The following is a 26,703-nucleotide window of genomic DNA, read 5'->3' on the forward strand; positions in this document are numbered from 1 at the left end:
ATTAGGTATACTGTTTGCCAAACTTATCTTTTACTTTGGTAAGTACTTGTTTAATATCTTGCTCTTTAGACTTTGGATAAATTAATAATACATCTTCCTTATCTACGATAATATAATCATTTAAGCCATCTACGACAACTACCTTACCTTTAGGAGATCTAATCATGTTACCACTAGCATCCTGACTTAAAACTTGACTATTGACTACCGCATTGTTATCACTGTCTTTGTCTAACTTGTCATATAAAGAACCCCAAGTACCTAAATCATTCCAATCAAAAGTTGCTGGTTTTACATAGATACTTTTTGATTGCTCCAAAATAGCGTAATCAATAGAAATATTCTCTGCTTTTGGGTAGTTCTCATTTATAAACTCCTGCTCAGTAGGCGTATTATAAACACTCATACCCTTTTCAAATAAAGCATATTGAGAGGGTTGGTAGTTTTTAAATGCCGCAACAATTGTTTTAACACTCCACATAAAAATACCTGCATTCCAAAGAAAATTACCTTGAGCTAAAAATTCTTTAGCAGTTTCATAATCTGGTTTTTCTCTAAATTGATTTACTTTTTTCAATCCTTCGGCATTCCCTTTTTCAAATTCAATATACCCAAAACCGGTATTAGGAAATGTTGGCTTAATCCCTAAAGTACAAAGTACATCTTCCTTTTCACACTTATCAAAACAAGCTTTTACATCACTCGCAAATGCCGCCTCATCTTCAATCCAATGATCACTAGGTGCCACTATCATTACAGCATCAGGATTTTGTTTTTGAATTTTTAACGCTGCATATAAAATACAAGGGGCGGTATTACGCATTGCAGGTTCTAAAACTACCTGTTCTTGTTTTACTAAAGGTAACTGCTCAAGAACCAAATCATTATACCTTTCATTGGTTAGGATGAGAATATTCTCTTGAGGTACAAACTTATTTAAACGCTTAAATGTTTTTTGAATTAGTGTATCACCAGTACCCAACATATCATGAAACTGTTTTGGATTTTCTGATGTGCTTATAGGCCAAAATCTTGATCCTACTCCTCCTGCCATTAAAACGGCATAATAATTTTTATTCATTTTATTAGTCTTTTATTAATTCTACTTCTGCATTTGGCTGAAATAAATACATCTTACCTGTTGCCAATTCTGAGCATTCGTATCGTTTTACTTTTCTGTTCCCTTTTTTAAAAATTCTACCATTGTGTATTCTAAAAACACTTCCAATAGGTATTTCAAAAACGTAAGAGTTTTCCTTTAATTGTTCGTCATATTGTTTTAACGCTAAGGATAATCTTGCATCAGTATCACTACTTGCACTTGGGTTTTTAAAATGATTAGCGATTAATGGCAATACTTTATTTGGAAATACATCTGGGTGTATAAATGGTAACATAAGACCTTGAAAAGTGCGTTTCCACTCTAAGCCATGTGGCTTTATTTGGCGTCCAAACCTTTCAAAGGCTACTAAATGTGCAATTTCATGCACTAATGTTATTAAAAATCGATATTTATTTAAAGATGCATTTACTGTAATTTTATGAGATCCATCTGGTAATTTGCGGTAATCTCCATGACGCGTTACCCGTTGATTTACTATTTTTAAATTAACACCATTATCCTTGATTAAGGTGATGCATAATGCAACAGCTCGTTCTGGAATATATTTTTCTAGTGTTTTCTGCATAAAACAAAAATAACATAAAAATCAAAAAATATTATTTGTGTAAAAGAATATTAAAATAAATAATAAAAACTTAATCTAAAACGAGTATTATTTCCTAAAACCGAACTAAAACATAACCATTATTTGTTTTTCGATAAAGATTATCCCTCCACACCCGATAATATGCATCTCTTTTACTAAGTTTTTACCATTTATTTATCTTTTCTACGTCTAATTACTCTCAGAAAAGACTTCAAAACTAGTATAAGTACTAGCTATAGTAAATAAGATAGGCCACATCATAAAAAATATAGGATGCTCAGAGCTATAATTTAGCAACAAAATACTACGTAATAGAAACAAATATTAAGGTGTACTGCTGCTTACTTGAAGAAGTTTACCGTTGTAAAATTTATTTCCGGTCAATGAAAACTCTTTAATATAAGTTGCCATTTCTAAGGCTGTATTTGGTGCTTGATATCCAGGAAAAGCCTCTTCTAACATTTCCGTTTGTACCGCCCCCAAAGCCAATACATTAAATGACGGTCCTTTTTCTTTAAACTCTTCTGCCCATAGCTCTGTTAACGTAATTACTGCTGCTTTACTAGAACTATATGCTGCTAACCCAGGAAACTTTAAACTCCCTTGTACGCCCCCCATAGAACTTATGGTTACTACATGACCAGATTTATGCATGCGCGGCAAAACAGTCTTAGTAACACTGGCTACTCCAAAAACATTTACCCGATAAACCGCTTCAAATTCTTGATCAGAAATTTCAAGAAAAGGTTTATTTAACAACATTCCGGCGTTATTAATTAGAACATCTACTTGCTCCCATGTTGTTGTAATAAAATCATGAAGAATTTCTAAATCTCTAGAAGAAGATAAGTCAAAAGGGAAAGTGGTAATATTAGGATGGTTTAAAGCTAATATAGGCTTGTCATTCCTAGATAATGCCAACACTTGGTGTCCGTCATTTGCAAACAACTTCGCCATTTCAAAACCAATACCTCTACTAGAACCTGTAATAATAATATTCGCCATCTTTAGTTGTACTTTATTTCCTTAGTAGGTGCATTAATAATACCGGTTACCATTGGAATTGATTTATTAACCACAAGTGCCATATGATCAAAATCCATCAACTCAGCTTCGTCATCTACCCCATGGTAATGATCAAAATTTGTAAAATCGAAAGTGCAAAACGTTTGAGATGGCACTCCAAATTCGGTATGAAAAGCATAATTATCTGAACGCTGAAATAAATTCATTTTTTGTGCAGATGGTAAAAAGCCAATTAATTTCTCTCCTGCATAGTCATTAGCAACTTCCGCTAAATTAGTACTTTGGTAGCCTGTTACGTACATAAAATAGTCTTTATCTTGCAAGGCTACACCAACCATTTCAAAATTTAGCATGGTGTATAAGTCAATGTTTTTTTCTTTTAATCTTTTTGCTAAATCTTTAGAACCCAAAAGGCCTTTTTCTTCTGCTGTAAATAAAGCAAAAATAACAGTGCGTTTATTAAGCTTGTTTAAAGCAAAATAACGAGCAAGCTCTAAAACCGTGGTTGTTCCTGATGCATTATCATTAGCTCCGTTTGCAATTTCATCTCCATTTTTAGGAGAAATTAATCCTATATGATCATAATGTGCGCCGATAACAACAACTTCATTTTTTAATTTAGGATCATTACCTTCTAACACCCCTACAACATTATAAGCAGGTTCGCTAAAATTCGAAATGGTATCCTTATAAGAGTCAAAAAATGGTTTTACCCCATTTTTTTTGAAGATTTCCTCTATATAGTTTGCTGCTTTTTCTATTCCTTCACTCCCTGCTTCTCTTCCTTTTAATTCATCAGAGGCCAGATAAGTAATAATATCGCCTACATCTTTTGAAGAACTAAAATCTATAAACGGCACTGCTTTTCTAGATTGAAGAAGTACGCCATCATCTGTTTCCGTTTCGCTTATCATAAGCTCACCGCCACCCTCGCGAGCTACTGGGGCAATATTTTCAGGATCTGTTTCTTTCATTTTAACAGTACCACATGCTGTTAATATCAAAACAGAAAAAAGACAAATAATTGATTTCATACTATTTATATTTAGATTTTAAAGATAAAAAAAGCATCCTAATTACTTAGGATGCTTTTAAATTATATTATGCTTATTTTAATTAAGCTAACATGGTCACTGGATTCTCAATGAATGCACGTAATGTTTGCAAAAATTGAGCCCCTGTAGCACCATCTACTGTTCTATGATCACAAGCAAGTGTCAATTTCATGGTATTACCCACAACAATTTGCCCATCTTTAACTACTGGTTTCTCTACAATTGCTCCTACGGATAGGATTGCTGAATTAGGCTGATTGATGATTGAGGTAAAACTCTCAACGCCAAACATACCCAAGTTAGAAACTGTAAATGTACTACCTTCCATCTCGGCTGGTGTCAATTTCTTAGTTCTAGCCTTCCCTGCTAAATCTCTTACAGAAGCACCAATCTGAGATAATCCCATTTGATCTGTAAATTTCAATACAGGAACTACCAAACCATCTTCTACTGCAACTGCAACACCAACACTAATATGGTGATTATAACGTGTTGTATCGCCATTCCAAGATGTATTTACTTGTGGATGCTTTCTAAGTGCCATTGCACAAGCCTTTACTACCATATCATTAAATGATACTTTTGTATCTGGCAAAGCATTAATCTGCACTCTTGAAGCTTTCGCATTATCCATGTCTACCTCTATATTAAGGTAGTAATGTGGTGCTGTAAACTTAGACTCTCCCAAACGCTTAGCAATAACTTTACGCATTTGGTTGTTCTTAATATCTTCAACACTTTCTTCACCCACTGGCAATGCTAATGGAGCACTTGCACTAGAAGCTTTTGCTGCTGGAGCTGCCGCTTTAGGAGCAGGAACAAAGTTTTCTACATCTTTCTTTACAATTCTTCCGTTATCTCCAGAACCTGTAACATCATTTAAGTTTACTCCTTTTTCTGATGCAATTTTCTTAGCTAGTGGAGAAACAAATATTCTTTGTCCGTCTTTAACAACAACTTCTTGCGTTTCTGCTGGAGCACTAGGCGCAGCTTTTGCTTCTGTTTTAGTTGCTTCTTTTGGAGCTGTTGCAGCTGGCTTAGCCGCTGTTGATGGTTTTGATGGTTTTGATGCTAAAAGTGCATCTACATCTGTTCCTTCTGGGCCAATAATAGCTAGAATAACATCAACTGGAGAAGACTCTCCTTCTTGAGTTCCTATATACAATAATGTTCCTGAATAGAAAGACTCAAACTCCATGGTAGCTTTATCTGTTTCTATCTCAGCAAGAATATCTCCTTCTTCAATCTTATCACCAACTTTTTTCAACCAAGAAGCTACTGTACCTTCTTCCATGGTATCACTTAAACGTGGCATTTTAATGATTTCTACTCCTTCAGGAATCGCTACAGACGCTGCAGCTTCATCAGTAGTTTCTGGTTCAGAAGCTACTTCTTCTTGTTTTTCCTCTGTTTTAGCTTCTGGAGCCGAAGCACCACCACTTAATAAACCAGAAATATCTTCGCCTTCTTCACCAATTATAGCTAGTAAGGTATCTACAGGAGCACCATCACCTTCTTGAATTCCTATATGAAGTAACGTTCCTTCATTAAAAGATTCAAATTCCATGGTTGCTTTGTCGGTTTCTATTTCTGCTAAAATATCACCTTCTTCAACTTTATCTCCTACTTTTTTTAACCACTTAGCTACGGTACCTTCTTCCATGGTATCACTAAGTCTCGGCATATTTATTACTATTGCCATCTAACTATAATTTATGTTTCAAAAATGGATAATCTTCTTGCTCGTAAACCATATCATACATTTGGCTTACTGGAGGGAAATCTGACTCTTCTGCAAATTTCTCACATTCTGCTACTAACTTTTTAATTTTCTTGCCTATGGCACTAATCTCGTCATCAGTTGCATATTTCTTATCCTTAATTACGTCTAAAACTTGCGTAATAGGATCTATCTTTTTATACTCTTCAACCTCATCTTTTGTTCTATACTGCTGTGCATCTGACATAGAATGACCTCTATATCTATATGTTTTCATCTCTAAGAAAGTTGGTCCACCACCACTTCTTGCTCTTTCAATGGCTTTACTCATTTCTTTAGCAACGGTAACAGGATCCATACCATCTACTGGTCCACATGGCATTTCATAGCCTAAACCTAATTTCCAGATATCTGTTGAATATGAAGTTCTAGCTACTGATGTTCCCATTGCATACCCATTGTTCTCACAAACAAAAACTACTGGTAATTGCCAAAGCATGGCTAAATTGAAAGTTTCATGCAATGAACCTTGTCTTACAGCACCATCACCCATATAACATAAGGTAACCGCATCACTTTTTTTATATTTATCGGCAAAAGCTAAGCCTGCACCTAATGGAATTTGACCTCCAACGATACCATGCCCACCATAAAAGCGGTGCTCTTTTGAGAAAATATGCATTGAACCACCCATACCTTGTGAGGTACCCGTAACTTTACCAAATAATTCGGCCATTACTCTTCGTGGATCTACACCCATACCAATTGGCTGCACGTGATTTCTATATGCAGTAATCATCTTATCTTTTGTAAGATCCATAGCATGAAGAGCTCCTGCTAAAACAGCTTCTTGTCCGTTATAAAGGTGTAAAAAACCTCTAACTTTCTGTTGAATATAAACTGCTGCTAATTTATCCTCGAATTTTCTCCAGAATAACATGTCTTCATACCATTTAAGGTAGACCTCTTTTGTGATTTTTTCCATTTAAATATGAATTTATAGAACTTATTCACTTCTATCCAACTTTAGAAGCGAAAATTGAAAAGCAAAAATACACATATAAATCAATAGGGAAAAAAAATTCAAGAAAAAGCGCATGGTCTACCAAAAATTAAACGAATACTTCTTTAAAAGTGAGAATTTCGTAAAAAAGATGAAACGTCAGTAAGATTCTTCTATTCTAAAAAAGAGCTATTGAAAGCTAAAGGCAAAATATCGGATAGTGAATTTATCTTTATCACTTCTCCTTTTTCCCCCATTAAAAGAATTGAAATAGGTTGTTTTTGTTTTTGCTCATATTCTATCATTGCTTGTCTGCAATTACCACAAGGTGCTGCAGGCTCTTCTACAGCATAATTTTTTGAAGTTGCTGTAATTGCTACTGATTTAATAGCTACTCCTGGAAATTTTGCTCCTGCCTGGAAAATAGCTACCCGTTCTGCACAAAGGCCCGAAGGGTATGATGCGTTTTCTTGATTATTACCAATCACTACTTCTCCGTTTTCTAATAAAACCGCAGCACCAACATGAAAATTAGAATATGGTGCATAAGCATTACCTCTTGCCAAAACAGCTTGTTTCATCAATTGTAAATCTTCTTCCGCTAATTTTTCTATAGACGGGTATACTTCGTACTCTATTGTTATTTGTTTTTTCAAAGCTTTTTTTTTTGAAAGATACTACATTTCGAAAAATAGTTAATCTTAAAACAAAAAATCCAAATTCAAAATATAAATTTCGAATTTGGATTCCTCATCTAACTATTTAAACTTAATCGTTGATAAACTCTTCTCCTAAATTAAAAGTTAAGGAAAAACGCAATGTATTCTCTAAAGGGTTTTGAATTTTAGAGGATGAAAATAAGTAAGATAAATCTACCTGAGCTGCTTTAAATTTAAAACCAGCACCAAGAGAGAAAAATTTTCTTGATCCTTTTTCTTCGCTTTCATTAAAGTACCCTGTTCTTAACATAAAAGAATCTTGATAACTATATTCTGCGCCAAGTGCCCATGAAAACTCTTTTAATTCTTCTGAGAAACCATCAGGGGCATCACCAAAAGATTTAAATACACCACTTAAAAAACCTATCTCCTGATATTCTGCATTATCATCGCCATTAATTACACCATCCTCATTAAAATCTTGAGGTGTTGGTACTAATAGTTTATTAAATTCTGTTGAGATTGCTAATTTATTATCTGCATCTAAAATAAAGTCAAACCCTGTACCAAATTTTAAATTTGTTGGTAAGAAATTCTCTTGCCCACCTTCATCATAAGAAATTTTATTTCCTAAATTAGAAAGGTTAAAACCAAGTCTCCAACGACCATCAAAATTATTGTAGGCAATTTCTCTTGAACGATAGAAACCAGCAATATCTACAGCAAAAGCACTAGCTGCTTTTGTATCTGCAGAACCTGCTTGATCCGGAAATTTTAAATTGGAACTAATAAAACGCGCTCCAACCCCCATAGAAAAAGTTTCGCTAAGTTTTAAAGAATACGAGCCATCAATAGCAAATTCATTTGGTTTTACTACCGTACCTTCTTCATTTGCAAACTGTCTAAGCTCAATTTCACCTAAAGTAAAATAACGTATACTTGCTGCAAATGCACTTCTATCATCTATTTTATTATAAAAACTTGCATTTAATAACGCAATATCTGTAATGATACTCTCTAAATAAGGAGTATAACTAATTCCTATTCCCATTTTCTGTTCTGCAAAAGCAAATTTTGCAGGATTCCATTGCTGTGAATACGCATCTACCGATGTTGCTACACCAATATCTCCCATACCAGAAGAACGAGCATCTGCAGCGATTGTTAAAAAAGGAACTCCAGTTGTAATAACACGTTCATTTTGAGCGGATACTTTAAACAAACCTAAAATTAGGGTAATTACTAATATTTTTTTCATCTCTCGTTTTCTATACTTAAAATTTATTGGTATAAATAGGTTACTAGTTTTCGGTAATAAATAAAAATCATATAAATATTATAACACTAACGTTCTATTTCAAGAAAACTTATTCAAAAGAAAAAAAAAGCAAAAAATAATTTCATTATCCTATTAATATACCGTCAGAAATTAAATATTAAAACAAATAAAAATCGCTATTTGATAAAAAAGGAAAAAACAAAATACTAATACGATTATTACTGCGTTATTAATCTGTAAATGCAATTTGGCCTACGAAATTAAAAATCTAGAAATATTTTAGAATTGAATAAAATATTCTTTAGAAAACACCGTTCTTTAAGCCGAAAGCAGTAATTGCAAACCAAAATATAATGTTTTACCTAACTACATAAAGTAGTTATTTTATTGAACTCAAGTCCTAATTATGAAAAAACAATTCATCAAAGTTGTACTCTCTTGCGCTGTTATTGCAGGTGGTTTTAGTAGTTGTAAAAATTCTTCTTCTTCAAAAAACACTTCAAGAGCTACAGGTTGGAAAATAAATGCAAAGGAAGGTGGTTTTCAACACAACACAGACTATAAAGAGCAAGAAACTGCTCCTGGTTTGGTTTTTGTTGAAGGTGGTACCTTTACAAAAGGTAAAGTACAAGACGATGTTATGCATGATTGGAACAACACTCCTACATCACAACACGTAATGTCTTTCTATATGGATGAAACGGAAGTTACTAACTCCATGTACTTAGAGTATTTAGATTATTTAAAGAGCGTTTATCCTCCTGAAGATCCTAGATATGTAAATATCTATACAGGTGCTTTACCTGATACTTTAGTATGGAGAAACCGTTTAGGTTTCAATGAGACCATGACCAATAACTATTTACGTCACCCAGCATACGCGGAGTATCCTGTAGTAGGTGTAAACTGGATCCAAGCAGTACAATTTGCTGAATGGAGAACAGATAGAGTGAACGAAATTATGCTAGAGAGAGAAGGATATCTTTCTGAAGAAGCAAAATATAAAGTTGTAAATGGTGATATTGAAGGTACTTTTAGTACTGAAGCCTACCTAAATAGACCTGAGTCTGTTTACAATGGTCAGATTGATTCATTACAAGGAAAAATGAAAAAAGATTCTGTATCGAACTTCGCATCAAGAAGTACAGGTATTATTTTACCAGAATATAGATTACCAACAGAAACAGAGTGGGAATATGCTGCTGCTGCTCAAGTAGGATCAAGAGAATACAACAACCAAAGAGGTAGAAAAAAATATCCTTGGGAAGGTGATTATACAAGAAACGGACAACGTCTTGGTCGTGGTGATCAATTAGCCAACTTTAAACAAGGTAAAGGTGATTACGGTGGAATCGCAGGATGGTCTGATGATGGTGCTGATATTACAGCTCAAGTTAAATCATACAAACCAAATGATCTTGGATTATACGAAATGGCGGGTAACGTTGCAGAATGGGTTGCTGATGTTTACAGACCTATTGTAGATGATGAAGTAAGTGATTTTAATTACTATCGCGGAAATATCTATATGAAAACGGCAATCGGTGAAGACGGAAAAGTAAACGTAATTAGAGATTCTATTGTTTACGATACCTTACCAAACGGAAAAGTTGTTGCTGTAAATTTACCAGGCGAATTAAAAATGGTTCCTGTAGATGAAAACGAAACATACTTAAGAACAAACTTCTCTTCTAGTGATAACAGAGGCTACAGAGATGGCGAGCCAGGATCTTCAAGATTTTACGATAGATTCAGTGATGATGAAGATGGTGACGAAAAGAAGAAAATGTACAACTCACCTAAACATAAAGTACAACGTGATTCTTTAGGAGCTGTGACTCGTAATTATGATAAGTCTAACTACAGAACTACATTAATAAATGATGAAGTTAGAGTTTACAAAGGTGGTTCTTGGAGAGATAGAGCATATTGGTTAGATCCTGCACAACGTAGATTCCTACCTCAATATATGGCTACTGATTACATCGGGTTTAGATGTGCAATGTCTAGAGTAGGTTCTAAATCTAAAACAAAGAACAAAACGGTTAGAAGTAAAAAAGTAAAATAATCTTTTTTAAATAAAATATTAAAAGTCCCGATGCAACCATCGGGACTTTTTTTATACATTAGTTTTATGAAAATAGAAAAGCTACACGAACTTTTTTTAAAGTTCTCAACGATAAGTACAGATACCCGAAAGGTTACTAAAGACTGCATCTTCTTTGCGCTAAAGGGCGAAAATTTTGATGGCAACACCTACGCTAAAAAAGCATTAGAAAGTGGCGCTAAATACGCTGTAATAGATGACGAAAGGTTTGCGGATAGTGATGCCACTATTTTGGTTCCAGATGTTTTAACCTGCTTACAACAATTAGCTAATTTTCATCGAAATTTCTACAAAACAAAGGTTATTGCACTTACTGGAAGCAATGGAAAAACAACCACCAAAGAACTTATAAATTCCGTTTTATGTACCACGTATAAAACCATTGCCACAGTCGGGAATTTAAATAACCACATAGGAGTACCTTTAACACTACTCGCTATAAAAGAAGATACCGAAATTGCGATTATTGAAATGGGTGCTAACCATCAAAAAGAAATTGAATTTCTTTGCAACATAGCTGAACCTGATTTTGGCTATATCACAAATTTCGGAAAAGCACATTTAGAAGGTTTTGGCAGCTTTGAAGGTGTTATCAAAGGAAAAAGTGAACTTTACGATTACCTTCAAAAAGATGAGAAACCTATTTTCTTTAATGCTGATGATGAATTGCAAGCAAACAAATTATCAAACTACATTAATAAATTTGGTTTTAGCGAAACAGATTCCCATTACTATAACATACAACTAAAGGAAGCGGATCCTTTTGTGCAGATCATTTTTGAAAATCAAGAAATCGTTTCAAATTTGATTGGCGCTTATAATTTTATTAATTGTTGTGCCGCTATAATCATGGGTAAGTATTTTAACGTTTCCATTGATCAAATTAAAAACGGAATAGAACGCTACATCCCTTCTAATAACCGTTCACAAGTACTAACACAAAATACGAATGAAATAATTTTAGATGCTTACAATGCCAACCCAAGTAGCATGAAAGCGGCTTTGGATAATTTTAGCAAATTAAAGACCACTAAGAAGATTGTTTTTTTAGGTGATATGTTTGAATTAGGAAGTACCGCACCAGAAGAACATCAACATATTGCGGAATTAACTTCAGCATTAAACTTCACCGAAGCTTTTTTAATTGGTGAAAATTTTGATGTAACCACTTCAGATTTAAAAACATTCAAGTCTTTCAATGAACTCGCTGTATTTTTAAAAACAAACACATTTAAAGATGCCTCTATATTAATTAAAGGATCAAGAGGAATGGCTTTAGAAAGAGTACTAGATTTACTATAAATAACAAGATGAATACCTCAACGAGGCATTCATCTTGTTATCTTTTTTTAAAAAAGTATTAGAATTCTGAATGTGATTTTATCAAAGCATCTAATTCTGAATTATAGGCTGATAAGGTTTCTTCACTTAAAGCAAAAGTCTCTTTAAAAACTGCAAAAACTTTTTCTCTATACGCTTTTACACTCTCTATATTAAAATACAGTCTTCCTGTTCTCCGTATAAAAAAATCTAATGGCGTAACCACCATTTCATGGTGCATACAAAATTCTAACTCAGCCATGATTAAATTCTCCTTAGGATTAGCCCCTGTACTGGAAGCATAAATTTGTAATATAGCTTCTGTTTGTTTCCCATATGTGGTAACCAAATACCATGCTTCATGTGCCTCAAAATTATCCTTTTCTAATATGTCATTAATTTTAGTGATGTATTTCTTAACTTCTTTGTATTTTTTCCATGGCCCACCAGTTAGCGGAATTTTATCCGTAAAAACATCCTTGAACCTTGCACTTGTCTGTTTTTCTAATTTTTTGTGAACTTTATCTACTACTCGTTCTGCCATTTTACGATACCCCGTAAGCTTACCTCCTGCCATACTCAATAATCCAGAATCAGAATTAAATATTTCATCTTTCCTAGATAGCTCTGAAGGCGACTTCCCTTCTTCATGTATTAAAGGCCTTAAACCTGCCCAAGAAGACACAATATCTTTACGCTCTAAATGAACACTAGGAAACATGTTATTAATAGCATCTAACAAATAATCTGCATCTTCTACAGTAGCCACAACATCTTCCTTAGAATGTTTGTAATTGGTATCCGTTGTACCTGCATAAGTTACATTTCCTCTAGGAATAGCAAACATCATGCGACCATCTGGAATATCAAAGTAAACGGATTGTTTTAAAGGTAGTTTCGCTTTTTCAAAAACCAAATGCACTCCTTTGGTCAGATGTAATTGCTTTCCTTCTTTAGAATGATTGATCGTCCTCAACTCATCTACCCACGGACCCGCAGCATTAATTACGTATTTAGAATGTATCTGATAAGATTCTCCACTCACTGCATCGGTAACCGTGACTCCCGAAATTTGGTCGCCATCATACAAAAAGTCAGTTACTTTCGTATAATTAATAGCTGTTGCATTGTAATTTAATGCCGTTTTAATGTTCTCTAAAGTCAAACGTGCATCATCCGTTCTATATTCCGCATAATACCCAGACCCTTTCAAGATGCCTTCTGGCAATAATGGCTCTAATGCTAAGGTTTCTTCCTTATTCATCATTTTACGCTTATCATCACCTTCTACATCAGCAAGAATATCATAAACTTTTAAGCCAATTGAAGTCATCCATTCTCCATAAGAACCGTCTTCAATAAGCGGTAATAGCATTTTTTCAGGAATGACTAAATGTGGTGCTAATTTATGCACTATAGCACGTTCTGTACCTACTTCCTTTACAAGCATTAGCTCAAATTGCTTTAAGTACCGAAGACCTCCATGAATTAATTTAGAAGACTTGCTACTGGTTCCTGAAGCAAAATCGCCTTTTTCTATTAAAGCAACTTTCATTCCTCTTGAGGATGCATCTAATAAAATACCTGCTCCTGTAATTCCTCCACCAATAACTACTAAATCAAACGTATTAGCCTTTAATTCTTCTGTTATCTTATCTCTTTTTAAATAGGTAAAATTTTCTTTTTTCATAACTTTATTTCCCCAACTAAATTAATTAATTGCACTCCCAATTCATAGTACGTTTTACCGCTTTTTTCCAACCAGCATACATTTTATTTCTGAGTTGCTTAGAAACATTTGGTTCAAATATTTTATCGACAGTTCTACTCTTCAGAATATCATCTTCAGACCACATACCCACGGTAATCCCTGCCATATATGCTGCGCCTAATGCCGTAGATTCTATAGATTTTGGTCTGATTACATTTTTATTTAATATATCTGCCTGGAACTGCATTAAGTAATTATTTGCTGCTGCACCTCCATCTACTTTTAAGCATTTAAGCTTTATACCAGAATCGCTTTGCATGGCCTGTAAAATATCTTTTACTTGATACCCTAAACTATCTAAGGTAGCCTTTGCGATATGTGCTTTTCCTGTATCTCTCGTAAGTCCAAAAATTGCACCCCGTGCATACATGTCCCAATATGGGGCCCCTAAACCTGCAAAAGCAGGAACTACATAAACAGGATTCTCTACATCTAGACTCAAAGCCAACTTCTCAGATTCACATGCAGATTCTATAACATTTAACTCATCTCTTAACCACTGTACTGCCGCGCCTGCAATAAAGATACTACCTTCTAAAGCGTACCGCACTTTACCATTTACGCCCCACGCTATTGTGGTGATCAGTCCGTTTTTTGAAAACTGGGGTTTTTTCCCTGTATTCATTAGTAAGAAACAACCTGTTCCATAGGTATTTTTAGCGTCTCCCTTTTTTAAACATGCCTGACCGAATAATGCCGCTTGTTGATCCCCAAGTACACTTGCTATTGGGATTTTAACTCCATTGAGTTCATACATTCCAAATACACTTGACGAAGGAAAAACTTTTGGCAGCATACTTGCCGGAATTTCTAATTCTGAAAGTAGCTTTTTATCCCATTCTAAGGTATTAATATTGAATAACAAACTTCGTGAAGCGTTGCTATAATCTGTAACATGGACATTCTCTTTTGTTAAATTCCAAATTAACCAGGAATCTATAGTTCCAAACCGCAACACTCCTTTATCTGCCTTTTCCTGAGCCCCTTCTATGTTATCAAGAATCCATTTTATTTTAGTTCCTGAAAAATAAGAATCTATTACTAGTCCCGTATTTTTTCTAACATAATCTGTAAGTCCGCGTTTTTTTAATTTTTCACAAAATGGTGCTGTTCTCTTATCTTGCCAAACTATAGCATTATAAATAGGTTTTCCGGTTTCTGAATCCCAAACCACCGTGGTTTCTCGTTGATTTGTTATACCTATTGCTACAATTTGGTCTGGTGTTACCTTAGTATTCTTGATTAGTTTTTCAAAAACGCGTAGTTGACTTTGTAATATTACAGCAGGGTCATGCTCTACCCAACCTGATTGCGGATAGATCTGTTCAAACTCCTCTTGCTCCATGCCTATAATTTTTCCTTGATGATCAATCAAAAGAGCGCGAGAACTTGTTGTTCCTTGATCTAAAGAGACGATAAATGAAGTGTTCATTCTAGAAAATTTATATTAGTTATCTCAATTAAAAAATTAAATAGGTACTCAGTACGAGTATTGTTATCAATATACCTGCTACTATGGCATACTTCCAAGGAGTTATATTTAAATCGTCTGTTTGCATAGGAACATAATCAGTATCACGAGGATACAATTTACCTATGACTAGCATTATAATGATATTCAACACAAAAAGTATCGCCATCACGTGTAAGAAGTGCGGATAAGCTTCTGCTTGAATGACATTTAATGCATGAAGATCTGTAATACCATTCTGCTGCGCTTCTAAAAGTGCTTTTTCAATAAATCGAGGTTTTATTATAAATTGACTAATTGAATAAAGTACTACTCCAGAAATAACGCCAACTTTTGCTGCAATCGCTGGTACTCTTTTCGTAAAGAACCCTATAACAATTACTGTTAATATCGGAATACTATAACAACCATTGGCTTCTTGCAACCATGCGAATAATCCATTAGGCGCATTTGCTATTAGTGGTGCAACACACATACCCAAAATTCCAAGAACTAGACCAAATATTTTACCTGCTTGAACCACTTGTTTTTCAGAAGCATTTTTTTTGAAATACTGCTTATATAAATCAAAACCAAAAAGTGTTGCACTACTATTTAATAAGCTATTAAATGAACTTAGTACTGCCCCAAACAATACTGCTGCAAAAAAGCCAGTGAATACTGTTGGCAATACTGTTTTTACCAATTGCGGATATGCTTGGTCAGGGTTTTCTAAATCGCCATTAAAAACATGCCACGCTATTATACCTGGAAGTACTACAATTATTGGAATTAAAAATTTAGCAAGCGCAGCCAAAATCATTCCTTTTTGACCTTCTTTTAAATTTTTAGCACCAAATACACGTTGCAATATTGCCTGATTAGTACCCCAATAGAACATCTGAACCAACATCATCCCCGTAAAAACCGTTCCAAAAGGAATGGAAGCATCAACCCCGCCTTTAACATTAAATTTCTCTGGATTTTCTTTCCATAAAATATCTAATCCGTCTAATACATTACCATCTCCTATCAACATCAATCCGAATACAGGAACTAAAAGTCCCCCAATGATAAGACCTATAGCATTTATTAAATCTGAAACAACCACTGCCTTTAGTCCTCCAAAAACTGCATAAATAATACCTATTATTCCAATACTCCATACACATACCCAAATGGTTGCATTCTGTGAAATTCCTAAAATTTGCGGAATATCAAACATAGTACTAAAAGCTAAAGAACCAGAATACAAGACTGATGGCAATACAACCAAAACATATCCAGATAAAAATAAAATTGTTAATATGGCTTTAGTTTGATGATCGAATCTATTTTCAACAAATTGAGGAATCGTAGTTATTCCCCCTTTCATATATTTTGGAAGTAAGAATATAGCGGTAATAATCATGGCAATTGCGGCTAGTGTTTCCCAAGCCATGACCAAAACACCTTCTGTAAATGCTTGCCCATTTAAACCCACAATCTGTTCTGCAGACAAATTAGTTAGCAAAATAGAACCTGCAATAGTAACTGCTCCTAAGCTCCTGCCTGCCAAAAAATAACCATCGGCAGATTTTTCATCTGTTTTCCTAGTAGCATACCATGCTATAATTGCGACTAAAAGCGTAAAACCGACAAAAGAAATGATTGCTAAAAAATCCATATAGTTTGGTTGTTATTTTTTGATTAACTGAATAATACCACAAGAAGGTACGCTTATTTCAACAATTACAGCATTTATAGTTAATGCTGCTTTAGAGACTTCATTGCCCATACAATCAAAAACGATATATTCATACATACCTAAGTTTGTAGTTGCTTTCAAGGCAATATTTGTACTCATTTTTCCATTATGCAAATGAATGTGCTCATAAGAATTTGAAATAGTTGTAATTAAATTATCATAAACTCCTATAATGATACTTTTATCTTTAGTGACTTTTTGAGTAGTGTAATTACCTAAAGGATTAGAGGGGGTAAACTCTCCATTCATTAACACATCGGCATTTCTATTCCAGTATGCAGTATAAAACGCAATCATTTTTCTATGTGCAACAGATACTTTAGAAATAAACATTGAAAGTTGCGGTACTCCAAAAAGAGTATTTATCAATTGCAAAGCTGCAACCTCAACAGGTTCTTTATCATGCCAAGTAACCATATCTGAATGTACCGCAGTGTTCCCTGCTAACAGTCTAATATCTGCAATACGGATTCTATTCATGGTAGCATCTCCTGGACAATCAAAAGCGCGAAGCATGTTCCCAAATTTACGCATCGCAGGACCAACATATTTTTGTCTAAATTCTATGAAAATATCTGGATTTATCGCTTGTAAATTGTGCATAACATCGGTCATCAATTTATCTACAGCATCATTAATAGATGCAAAATCTCGACCATTACCTAAACCTAGAGGTGTACTTTCATACAAACGAAAATCATCAATAAAATCTAACTTCAATCCATCAAGATTCCACTCTTTAACTGCATTAGCATAAATGGTAATTAAATACTCCCTTACTTCTGGGTATCTTGGATCAAATACAGGAGCCCACCTATGATCTTCGGTCAAAAATTTACCTTTAAATCTTTTGAAAGCTTCTGATTTTGGACCACAAAAAGGAACGGAATACCACAAAGCTGCTTTCAGCCCTGTTGCCTGAATTTTTGCAATATATTCTGCCATATTAGGAATACGGTCTGGTCTCCAATCTCCGGTATAATCATACCCTCTATTCGTATCGAAAGTCTGCCAACCATCATCAATAATTATTGCCTTATATCCCAAATCACTAGCTAACTTGCATTCTTCTAAAAGTAATTCTAAATCTAAATTTTGATGAAATTGATACCACGTAGAATATAGTGGCATTTTTGCAATTGCCGGTACCGATGCTGGCTTTAGATTTTCAAAAGTTTCCCACCAAGCTGAAACCTGCTTTATAGCCTCTGAAAAAAGTGTATTTCTGGTATCTATTCTAACCTGAGCTTTAAAACTTTCTAAGGCTTGTTCTTCTTCTGAAAAGAAGGTTATATGGCAATAAAAATAATTATCCTCTTCTCTAATACGCGCATTCATTTGCAACTTATTGATTGCATTTGAACAGGCAAAAGTGATGATATTTTCATCCTTATGACCAAATAAGCTAATTACTGGAGCATCAATTGAGATTCTAGATTCCATATGATCTAACTCCCAATCTGCCTGTATCCTCTTAGCAAAATCTGTAGTAGGTTTCCAAACCCCTTTTACATTTATTCCAGGAATTTTCCATTTGAGCGTAATTGGTTTTGGAAAATGTTTTTCACCACACTTTACCTCAAACTCATAAATATCTAATCCTTTTTCTGAACTAATTTTCTGGACGGAAGAAGACACCATTGCATCATCTCCAATTATTTCCATAGCTTCTATAGCAGCTTCAATACTATCAACATTCATTTTATATACTTTATCTATTTTGTGAAAACACTTTCATTTCATTATTATATTGGGTAGCTATAATAAAAGCTTTCCCTTTTATATCTATCAATTTTATTACATGATTAGATTGCTCTGGGACATAAAACCCTGAATCCTTACTTGGTACTACTTCAAAAAAATCATCCTTACCTTTTAAAAAGATTCCTGTTAGCGCATCTTGATTACCAAAATGTGTTTCTGCTGTTTTATCATTACCAACCAGAAGCATATCTAATTTGCCATCTTCATCAAAATCATCAACTAAAATATCTTTTATAGGAGCTACTTGACATGTAGCAGGAAGTGGTCTTAATTTAAATTTACCATTACCTAAATTTTCTACATAACTACTTTCAAAAATTGATGCCTGTACAGTTTCTGAAGCCAGCTTTTTTATCTGAAGTAACTCTTGAAAACTTGTACTCGCAAAAGATTCATACGTTGAGTAGTCATTTTTCAAGACGGATAATTGCTTCATTATATCATCTCTTGTTTGCAATGGCAACAGAACCTCTCCCTTATCCGTAGTAAAATATTTTGCCAGAATAGGATCTAAACTACCATTATGATCAAAATCTTTAGTATACAAATAGACAGGCTTAGCTTGTGTTGGCCTCATAAAACTATTTGTACCTTGATTACCTATAACAAAATCAATATCGCCATCCTTATCAAAATCTGCAGCCTTTATTTTGTTCCACCAACCAGAGGTATTCATTGGCTGGTCATTTTCATCAAGCCAAGTAATTTTCATGGGCTGTAGAGTTCCTCTATTATTTTTAAAAACAGTAATTTCCATGAACTCCCCTACTACAATTAAATCTTGCCAGGTATCATTATCAATATCTTGCCAAATTGCGCTGGTTACCATTCCTAAGTGAGAAAATATTGTTTTAAACGCCCCCTTAAAAACACCACTTTCATTAATTAAAAAAGAACTGATTGGTACCGACGGATATTCTTTTGGTGTAAGTCTAGCCCCTATAAAAACATCTACATCACCATCTTTATCAAAATCTGTTGCCGCTATTGCCCCAGTACTTTGTATAATTTCGGGGAGCTTACCTTCTGCTTTCTCAAAAAATCCTTTTCCATTATTCAAGTATAATCTATCTTTATAACTACGAGATTCTTTGGTATGTCTATTACCTCCACTACCCACATATAAATCTAAATCGCCATCTGCATCGGCATCAATAAAAACTGCCTGACTATTATCAAAATTGCTTTCTAAATATTGAGCTACTTTATACACGCCGGCTTCATCCTGGAACCAAATGCTGCTAGGCACACCATTAGTTCCTCCAACAAACAACTCATCACCCATGTGATTATCAATATTAGCTGCAACCACACAAGGACTTTTTGGTGTATACTGCTTTACCATTAAATGCTGTACTAAGTATTCATTTAACGGAAGAACTTTTTGATTATATTTTAGTAAGCTTGTATCCATACTAAATAAAAAATCTCTTTTCTTATTAAAAACGGAATGCTCAGAAGCGTCTTCCTGCTTTAAGGACAATACCTGATTAGCTGCAATTTTATAATGCATACTATTTTTACCGTTTGGCCACTGAATTTTTAGAGAATCTACAACAGTATCTTTAATTCCGAAATGCACTATGGGTTCTACAGATGATAAATACCCACGAATAACAGATTGGTAATGACTTTGTGTAGTACCATTTTGATAAAGGGTAACTTTTGCACCAATTGCCTTTGAATTATGTGTGCCTCCTTTAAGGAGTATTCTAAGGTAATTGTTATTGTTTTTTTGTCTAGAACGATTTTCTAAAATAAATGCTTTTTCATTATTATTATTGACAATCAAATCTAAATCTCCATCATTATCTAGATCTGCATATGCAGCGCCATTGGAGAAAGATTCTTTGTTTTGAATCCATGTATTAGATACATCATTGAAATTTGTATCATCATCTTGTTCGTAAATAAAATTGGGTAAATGAATCCCAGGTAGTTTAGCAACAGCCTCTTTTAATCTTTTACTTTTTGCTTCTGGTGTACCAAAAATTCCGTTTTGATTGGAGTAGTTTATAAAATCTAAATCTGTAATATCTTTTACATACCCATTTGTAATGTAAATATCTTTATCTCCATCATTATCAAAATCTACCATTAACGGCGCCCAGCTCCAATCTGTGCTAGCAATTCCTTTCTGAAAACCAAGTTCACTAGATTTGAGGGGTTTATCTGCTAAAAAACCATTACTTAATTGTAGGGTATTATGCATATACTGTGGCGTATACTCATTTCTTTGAGATAGAAGAAATTTATCATAATTCATGCTTCCCAGCATCATTTTTTGTCTCTTATACGCTTTTGGCAACATATCTAAAACCAAAATATCTGGTAAAGTATCATTGTTAATATCTGCAACATCAACCCCCATAGCATTGTAGGTTTCATGAGAAAGATAGGCCTTGCTAGATTCTATAAAAGTTGGATTTTCATTCGTATGAGATGCCCTATTAATGTATAAAATATCATCCGTAATAAAATCATTGGAAACATAAATATCAGGCAGATTATCTCCATTAAAATCATTGATTGCAACGCCCAACCCAAAGCCTTTACTATTCATATTTAAACGATCTGAAACATTTATATAAACCGGATGATTAACTCCTTGTATTGTTTCATTTTTTAATAGATAGTCGGACAAGTGATTAGGTAAGTACCTTTTAGGCATTGGTGTATTTTTATCATGCGTGGTATTCCCATTGTGCACGATATACACATCCAAATCCCCATCTAAATCATAATCAAAAAATACTGCTTGTTGTGCATAGTTTGCATCATCTAAACCATATGCCTTTGCTTCTTCTATGAATTTAGGTACTCCATTTTTAGTTAATCCTTGATTCACAAACAATAAATTCTGACAATTATCAGTACAATTTGCACCTCCTACACTTAAATAAATATCATCCCAACCGTCTGAATTTATATCTACTATAGAAACCCCAGTAACCCAAGTATTAGTAAAAAAATTAGCCTTTTCAGAAATATCTGTAAAGGTTAATTTTCCATTATTTAAATAGATTTTTGAAGAAACTTGATTTCCTGTAAATACAATATCTTGAAGACCGTCATTATTAAAATCTCCTATTCCGACACCTCCACCATTGTAACAGTATTGAAAATCGATTATATTGATTTCATTATTTTCTGTGATTGTATTTTCAAAATTTATGTTTGATGTATTTTCTGAAACATGTACAAATAAAAAATCCTCGTTATTCGTAACGCAACCTGTAAATAGTAACGATAGCAAAATAATAAGAGTAGAATATTTAAACATGATACAGCTAATATTTTTAATTAAAGCCAAGTATTTCTCTCAAAACACTTGGCCTAAAACTCAACTTCAATTAAACTTAACAACAATTCTTAATACCCCGGATTTTGCTTTAAATTAGGGTTTGCATCAATCTCTGAGCCTGGAATCCAAACTAGTTCATGTTTATTTTCTTGAAAAATTCCTCCACTTAACGATTTTGGATTTGCACCATGTAATGAAGTTGCTCCCATATAATCATCTGCAAGGCCCCAACGCACAAGATCAAAAAATCTATGCCCCTCACCTGCCAATTCCATGGCACGCTCATCTATTATTGCTTGACGCATTGCAGTTTGATCTAAACTTAAATCTGAAACTGTAGAAAGTTCTGCTCTTAAGCGAACCTGATCTACAAATGGTCCTGCAAGGTCTGGTTGATTGTTTTCATTCAGTGCTTCGGCAAGCATTAACAAAACATCTGCATACCTAATGATTCTCCAGTTATTACCTACATTAGTTCCTAGAAGATCTACTTGTTCTCTTGTTCCTAATTCCATTCCGGTATACTTTCTACTGAAAATTGGCTCTACACCAGCATCAATTGCAATCGTAACCGCATCAGAGGGTTCACCTTCCGGCTCAGGCGTTTCATCTCCCATATCCGTGACAAAATCTACACCACCATAACCTGTGGCTCCTGCATAATTATACGTTAGTGTTTCATTTCTTCTTATAACGTCATTATTATCATTGAACAAATCTTTTAACCAAGGGTTAATAACATGCCCTTTATCTGGTGACTTAACAGGAGGAGCATAATCAATATGATAATTCCCCATGGTGCCTGTTCCAGGAATATCTGTTCCCCAAATAAAAGTGGTCTGTCCTAAAAATTGTAGCTCAAAAACAGATTCTTGGTTATTTTCATTTGTACTTGAAAAATTATCACCATAAAATGATCCGGGAAGCAAACTGTATTTACCAACTAAACTCTGCAATGCAGTGATCGCTAATGGATACTCTTTCATGTATAAATAACTCTTCCCTTTTAATGCTGTTGCTGCACCTGCAGTCGGTCTACCTAAATCATCACCACTCCAACTATCTGGCAACATTCCTTCAGCCATTTCTAAATCGGCAATTATTTGTGCCCAAACTGCAGACGGTTCTGCTTGGTCTACTAATAAATTATCTAAATCTGGTAATGTTGTAATTAACGGTACACTACCGTATAAATTTAGTAAATACCAATAATCAAATGCTCTTAAAAAATAAGCCTGACCAATAAGACTATTTCTTATTTCTTCATCTGCTATATCTTCTTCATTAATATTTATGATGATATTGTTACATCTAGCGATTGATTTATACAATTGCTGAAACGGCTCTAATGCCCAACGATCTCCGGGATTTCCTTGTAAGGTAGACATCGCCGTATTACTCCCAAACGGAAATATATTAAACTCATCAGAACGCAATAATGCTCCTGTGTGCACTATTCTTCCCCAGAAAAAAGTATCTGTAATTGGGTGAAATGCTCCATTTACTGCGGCCTTTACCTGAGCTACAGAAGTACCAAAATTTTCTGTTGAAGTAGCATTATTATTTTCTTGATCCAAAACATCATCTGAACACGAACCAAATAAAACAATACTGGATAGCGCTAGTGCTAAATTTCTTGATTTAAAAATATTTTTCATTGTCTAATTTTTTAATTAAAATGTAGCTTGTACACCAAACATTATTGTTCTTGCATTCGGATATGCTCTTGCATCTAATCCTCTTCCTAATAACGGGTTAACATTATTTCTTAATCCCGGAACACCACTATCTCTATTTGCTCTACCTCCATTTGTAGAAGAAACATCTGGATCATACCCACTGTAACTAGTAAGTACAAATACATTTTGAACATTAAGAGATAAACGAACATCTTTCACCCAGTCTAAACCAGCAATACCGTCTCTAAAATTATATCCAACATCTAAATTTTTCAATCTGAAATAAGAACCGTCTTCTACAAAGAAAGAAGATGGAGCCTTATTACCAGCAGCATCTGATATAGAAGCTCTAGGAATATTAGTATCTGTATTTGAAGGCGTCCAAGAGTTTAAAACTTCAGTAAGTTTACCTCCATCTTGCCATAAAATACTATAATATCTACCCAAATTATAAATTTCATTTCCTTGTACCCCGTTAAAACTTAATCCAAAATCGAAATTCTTGTATTCAGCGTTAAAGTTTAAACCATAGGTAAAATCTGGTGTAGGATTACCTATGTTCGTAATATCATCTGCAGTTATAGCGCCGTCTCCATTTACATCAACTCTTACAAAATCTCCAGTTGCTGGATTTACTTTATCTTCTACTTTATACCCATAAAATGCACCAATGGACTCATTGGAAGTTGTTCTATTTACAATACGTTGATCTTCATCGATTGCTGGACCAAGAATTGGATTAGGCAAATCTCCTGCTTCACTTTTTAAATTGAAAGAAAAGTTGGTTCCTACTGTATACGTAAAATCACCATCATTTTTGCGATAGGTTAAATCCCACTCTAAACCATTATTGACAAGTGTTCCTGCATTTCTAGTAACAGGTATACTTACGCCACTTGTGGAAGGCACATTAATCCCAACCAATACGTCTTCTATATTCTTAGAATAGTAGTCCATTGTAAAATTCATCTTATTATTCATAAAAGCTAAATCGATGCCAATGTCAAACGTTTTTGATGTTTCCCATACTAAGGAAGGATCTGCCAAAGTGGTTTGCGACAAGCCTGTTGCTAAACCACCCCCGAATGAAGTATTAGAATTGGTTTGAAATGTAGCTTTCGTTGGATAAAATGTGTCAGGATATGAACCCAAAACACCATAAGAAGCACGTAATTTAAAATAATTGATAGCTTCTGATTTCCAAAAATCTTCGTCGCTAATATTCCATCCCGCAGAAAAAGAAGGGAAATACCCAACTCTATTCTCTGGAGCAAAACGAGAAGAAGCATCTCTTCTTATGGTAGCAGATACTAAATACTTACCATCATAACCATAATTTACACGTCCAAAATAGGATTGTAAAGCAGCCGCATTATTATCCCCTAACAATACCAATTGCTCGGTTGATGGCAATGCTCCAACATTTTGAATTACATTTGATGGAGTACCTTGCCCATAAACACCATTGCCTTTTTGTGTTTCTTTAAAAAGCGTATACCCTGCTACAGCGCCAAATTTGTGTACACCAAATTTTTTATCATAAGCTAAGGTAGGTTCTACCAAAATATTAACATCTTCTTGTCTGTAATCTGTTAAATCATTTTCTGTATTTACGTTTAAAACAGCATCTACATTACTCATGAAGTAAGTAGGCGTAAACTGAAAACTATTTCTGTTGGTATAATCTATACCAAAATTTAGTGATGCTGTTAACCCTTCTATGATTTCATAATCTAACTTTGCATTACCAAAAATAGTTCTCGTAGTTTCTAAATTATTTTCCAAGCTTGCTAAACCATACTGGTTGACACCACCTGGCCCATGAATTACTGATGAAGGAGCTTCAAAACCACCATCATTAGCAGTATTCGTAAAGGCCAAAGTTGGTACAGAAGCACCGTCCCAACCATACCAATTGTTCTCCTGTAGTTTACCTTCTGCAATACCTAAAGACTGAGTAAGTGTAAATTTCCCGAAATCTGACCTACTATTAAATCTCATATTAATTCTCTTGAAACCAGAACCTACCAAAATACCATCTTGATTAAAGTAATTTCCTGAAGCAAAATATGAAGTATGCTCTCCTCCACCAGAAATAGAAAAGCCTAAATCTTCAACAATTCCTGAACTTAAAGATTCATCTTGCCAATCTGTATTAACGCCATTATAAGTTACTCTTGTAGCCTCTCCATCGTTAGCAAAGCGTTGATTTAAATAATCTGTATATTGTTGACCATTGATATAATCTAACTTCTTACTAGGCGTATCAAAACCAATTCTTGAATTAATTTTAACCTCAACAGCCCTATTCTTCCTTCCGTGATTTGTTTTTATTAAAACAACACCATTCGCTGCTCTTGAACCATAAATAGAAGCTGCTGCTGCATCTTTAAGAATAGAGATATCTTCTATGTCTTGCGGATTTACATAATCCATATTATCAACAAATAATCCATCAACAATAAAAAGAGGATCTGCATTACTTAAAGAGTTAACCCCTCTGATAAAAACATTTGCAGAACCTCCAGGCTGACCACCAAAACTCTCTACCTGTATTCCCGAAAGTTTTCCTTGCAATGCTGTTGTAGGGTTACTTGCAACCACATTAACAATGGCTTCCTTTTTAATTGTAGCAACTGCACTGGTAAGTTCTCGCTTATTTGAAGTTCCGTATCCTACAATAACCACTTCGCCTAATGCCTGAGCGTCTGGCTCTAGAGTAATATTTACAGTAGATCTACCCGCTATAGGGATTGCTTGAGTTGCATACCCAATATAGCTAAAAACTAATACACTATTTTCAGTCAAATCTGAAAACGTATAATTACCGTCAAAATCTGTTGTAATTCCGTTTGTTGTTCCTTTTACCACAATATTTACACCAGGTAAAGGGCCATCTACATCGGAAACAATTCCTGAGACCTTTCCGGTTTGCGCAAAAGCAATACTACTCAGTAATACTAAAGCCAAACCAATAAATTGTTTGAGTGTTTTTCTGATCATAAGAATCAATGTTAATTAATAGTTTTTTTAAGTTAGTTAATTAAAACATAAGCCATTATAATAGTCTATGATAGTCTATGCTACTATGCAAATATAATTATATTTTA

The 26,703-nt window shown here is 34.3% G+C and carries 17 protein-coding genes; 2 read left to right on the forward strand and 15 right to left on the reverse strand.

Annotated elements, in window-relative coordinates:
• Position 1 precedes the first annotated feature (1 nt).
• From CELAL_RS03660 to porV, 8 genes are all read right to left on the reverse strand, one after another.
• Entirely contained in the window at positions 2-1,081 is a 1,080-nt protein-coding gene (locus CELAL_RS03660) for a mannose-1-phosphate guanylyltransferase (RefSeq protein WP_013549568.1), read from the reverse strand.
• Positions 1,082-1,085: 4 nt separating this feature from the next.
• Positions 1,086-1,688 carry a SprT-like domain-containing protein gene (locus CELAL_RS03665; protein WP_013549569.1) on the reverse strand — a complete coding sequence of 201 codons (603 nt, stop codon included), beginning with the start codon at positions 1,686-1,688 and terminating at the stop codon, positions 1,086-1,088.
• Positions 1,689-2,033: 345 nt separating this feature from the next.
• The gene (locus CELAL_RS03670) at positions 2,034-2,714 is read right to left on the reverse strand and encodes an SDR family NAD(P)-dependent oxidoreductase (protein ID WP_013549570.1); all 681 of its coding nucleotides are present in this window, start codon (positions 2,712-2,714) and stop codon (positions 2,034-2,036) included.
• Positions 2,715-2,716: 2 nt separating this feature from the next.
• On the reverse strand, positions 2,717-3,769 hold the full coding sequence (locus CELAL_RS03675; RefSeq protein WP_013549571.1) for a M28 family metallopeptidase: 1,053 nt from the start codon (positions 3,767-3,769) through the stop codon (positions 2,717-2,719).
• Between the two features lie 82 nt (positions 3,770-3,851).
• Positions 3,852-5,492, reverse strand: a complete 1,641-nt coding sequence (locus CELAL_RS03680; protein ID WP_013549572.1) for a pyruvate dehydrogenase complex dihydrolipoamide acetyltransferase — start codon at positions 5,490-5,492, stop codon at positions 3,852-3,854.
• A 4-nt stretch (positions 5,493-5,496) separates the two neighbouring features.
• Positions 5,497-6,495: a pyruvate dehydrogenase (acetyl-transferring) E1 component subunit alpha gene (pdhA, locus tag CELAL_RS03685; RefSeq protein WP_013549573.1), complete on the reverse strand. Its 999-nt coding sequence runs from the start codon at positions 6,493-6,495 to the stop codon at positions 5,497-5,499.
• Positions 6,496-6,686: 191 nt separating this feature from the next.
• Positions 6,687-7,169 (reverse strand): cytidine deaminase, encoded by a 483-nt coding sequence (cdd, locus tag CELAL_RS03690; RefSeq protein WP_013549574.1) that lies wholly within the window; start codon positions 7,167-7,169, stop codon positions 6,687-6,689.
• Positions 7,170-7,281: 112 nt separating this feature from the next.
• Positions 7,282-8,430 carry a type IX secretion system outer membrane channel protein PorV gene (gene porV / locus CELAL_RS03695; RefSeq protein WP_013549575.1) on the reverse strand — a complete coding sequence of 383 codons (1,149 nt, stop codon included), beginning with the start codon at positions 8,428-8,430 and terminating at the stop codon, positions 7,282-7,284.
• A gap of 427 nt (positions 8,431-8,857) precedes the next feature.
• On the opposite strand from porV, the gene gldJ reads away from it, so the two are divergent.
• Complete coding sequence (gldJ, locus tag CELAL_RS03700; protein ID WP_013549576.1) at positions 8,858-10,519, forward strand: gliding motility lipoprotein GldJ; 1,662 nt, start codon at positions 8,858-8,860, stop codon at positions 10,517-10,519.
• 66 nt (positions 10,520-10,585) lie between these two features.
• On the forward strand, positions 10,586-11,860 hold the full coding sequence (locus CELAL_RS03705) for a UDP-N-acetylmuramoyl-tripeptide--D-alanyl-D-alanine ligase (protein ID WP_041557488.1): 1,275 nt from the start codon (positions 10,586-10,588) through the stop codon (positions 11,858-11,860).
• 58 nt (positions 11,861-11,918) lie between these two features.
• Here the strand turns inward: CELAL_RS03705 and CELAL_RS03710 are convergent, their stop codons facing one another.
• From CELAL_RS03710 to CELAL_RS03740, 7 genes are all read right to left on the reverse strand, one after another.
• Positions 11,919-13,568: a glycerol-3-phosphate dehydrogenase/oxidase gene (locus tag CELAL_RS03710; protein ID WP_013549578.1), complete on the reverse strand. Its 1,650-nt coding sequence runs from the start codon at positions 13,566-13,568 to the stop codon at positions 11,919-11,921.
• A 25-nt stretch (positions 13,569-13,593) separates the two neighbouring features.
• Positions 13,594-15,081 (reverse strand): glycerol kinase GlpK, encoded by a 1,488-nt coding sequence (gene glpK / locus CELAL_RS03715; RefSeq protein WP_013549579.1) that lies wholly within the window; start codon positions 15,079-15,081, stop codon positions 13,594-13,596.
• A 28-nt stretch (positions 15,082-15,109) separates the two neighbouring features.
• Positions 15,110-16,765 (reverse strand): solute:sodium symporter family transporter, encoded by a 1,656-nt coding sequence (locus tag CELAL_RS03720; RefSeq protein WP_013549580.1) that lies wholly within the window; start codon positions 16,763-16,765, stop codon positions 15,110-15,112.
• 12 nt (positions 16,766-16,777) lie between these two features.
• Positions 16,778-18,547, reverse strand: coding sequence for a glycoside hydrolase family 36 protein (locus tag CELAL_RS03725; protein WP_013549581.1), 1,770 nt, complete (start codon positions 18,545-18,547; stop codon positions 16,778-16,780).
• Positions 18,548-18,557: 10 nt separating this feature from the next.
• Positions 18,558-21,893, reverse strand: a complete 3,336-nt coding sequence (locus tag CELAL_RS03730; RefSeq protein WP_013549582.1) for a VCBS repeat-containing protein — start codon at positions 21,891-21,893, stop codon at positions 18,558-18,560.
• 89 nt (positions 21,894-21,982) lie between these two features.
• Complete coding sequence (locus CELAL_RS03735) at positions 21,983-23,572, reverse strand: RagB/SusD family nutrient uptake outer membrane protein (RefSeq protein WP_013549583.1); 1,590 nt, start codon at positions 23,570-23,572, stop codon at positions 21,983-21,985.
• Between the two features lie 15 nt (positions 23,573-23,587).
• Positions 23,588-26,596, reverse strand: a complete 3,009-nt coding sequence (locus tag CELAL_RS03740) for a SusC/RagA family TonB-linked outer membrane protein (protein ID WP_013549584.1) — start codon at positions 26,594-26,596, stop codon at positions 23,588-23,590.
• Positions 26,597-26,703: the final 107 nt, after the last annotated feature.

This window comes from Cellulophaga algicola DSM 14237 (assembly GCF_000186265.1).
GTDB classification, from domain to species: Bacteria; Bacteroidota; Bacteroidia; order Flavobacteriales; family Flavobacteriaceae; genus Cellulophaga; species Cellulophaga algicola.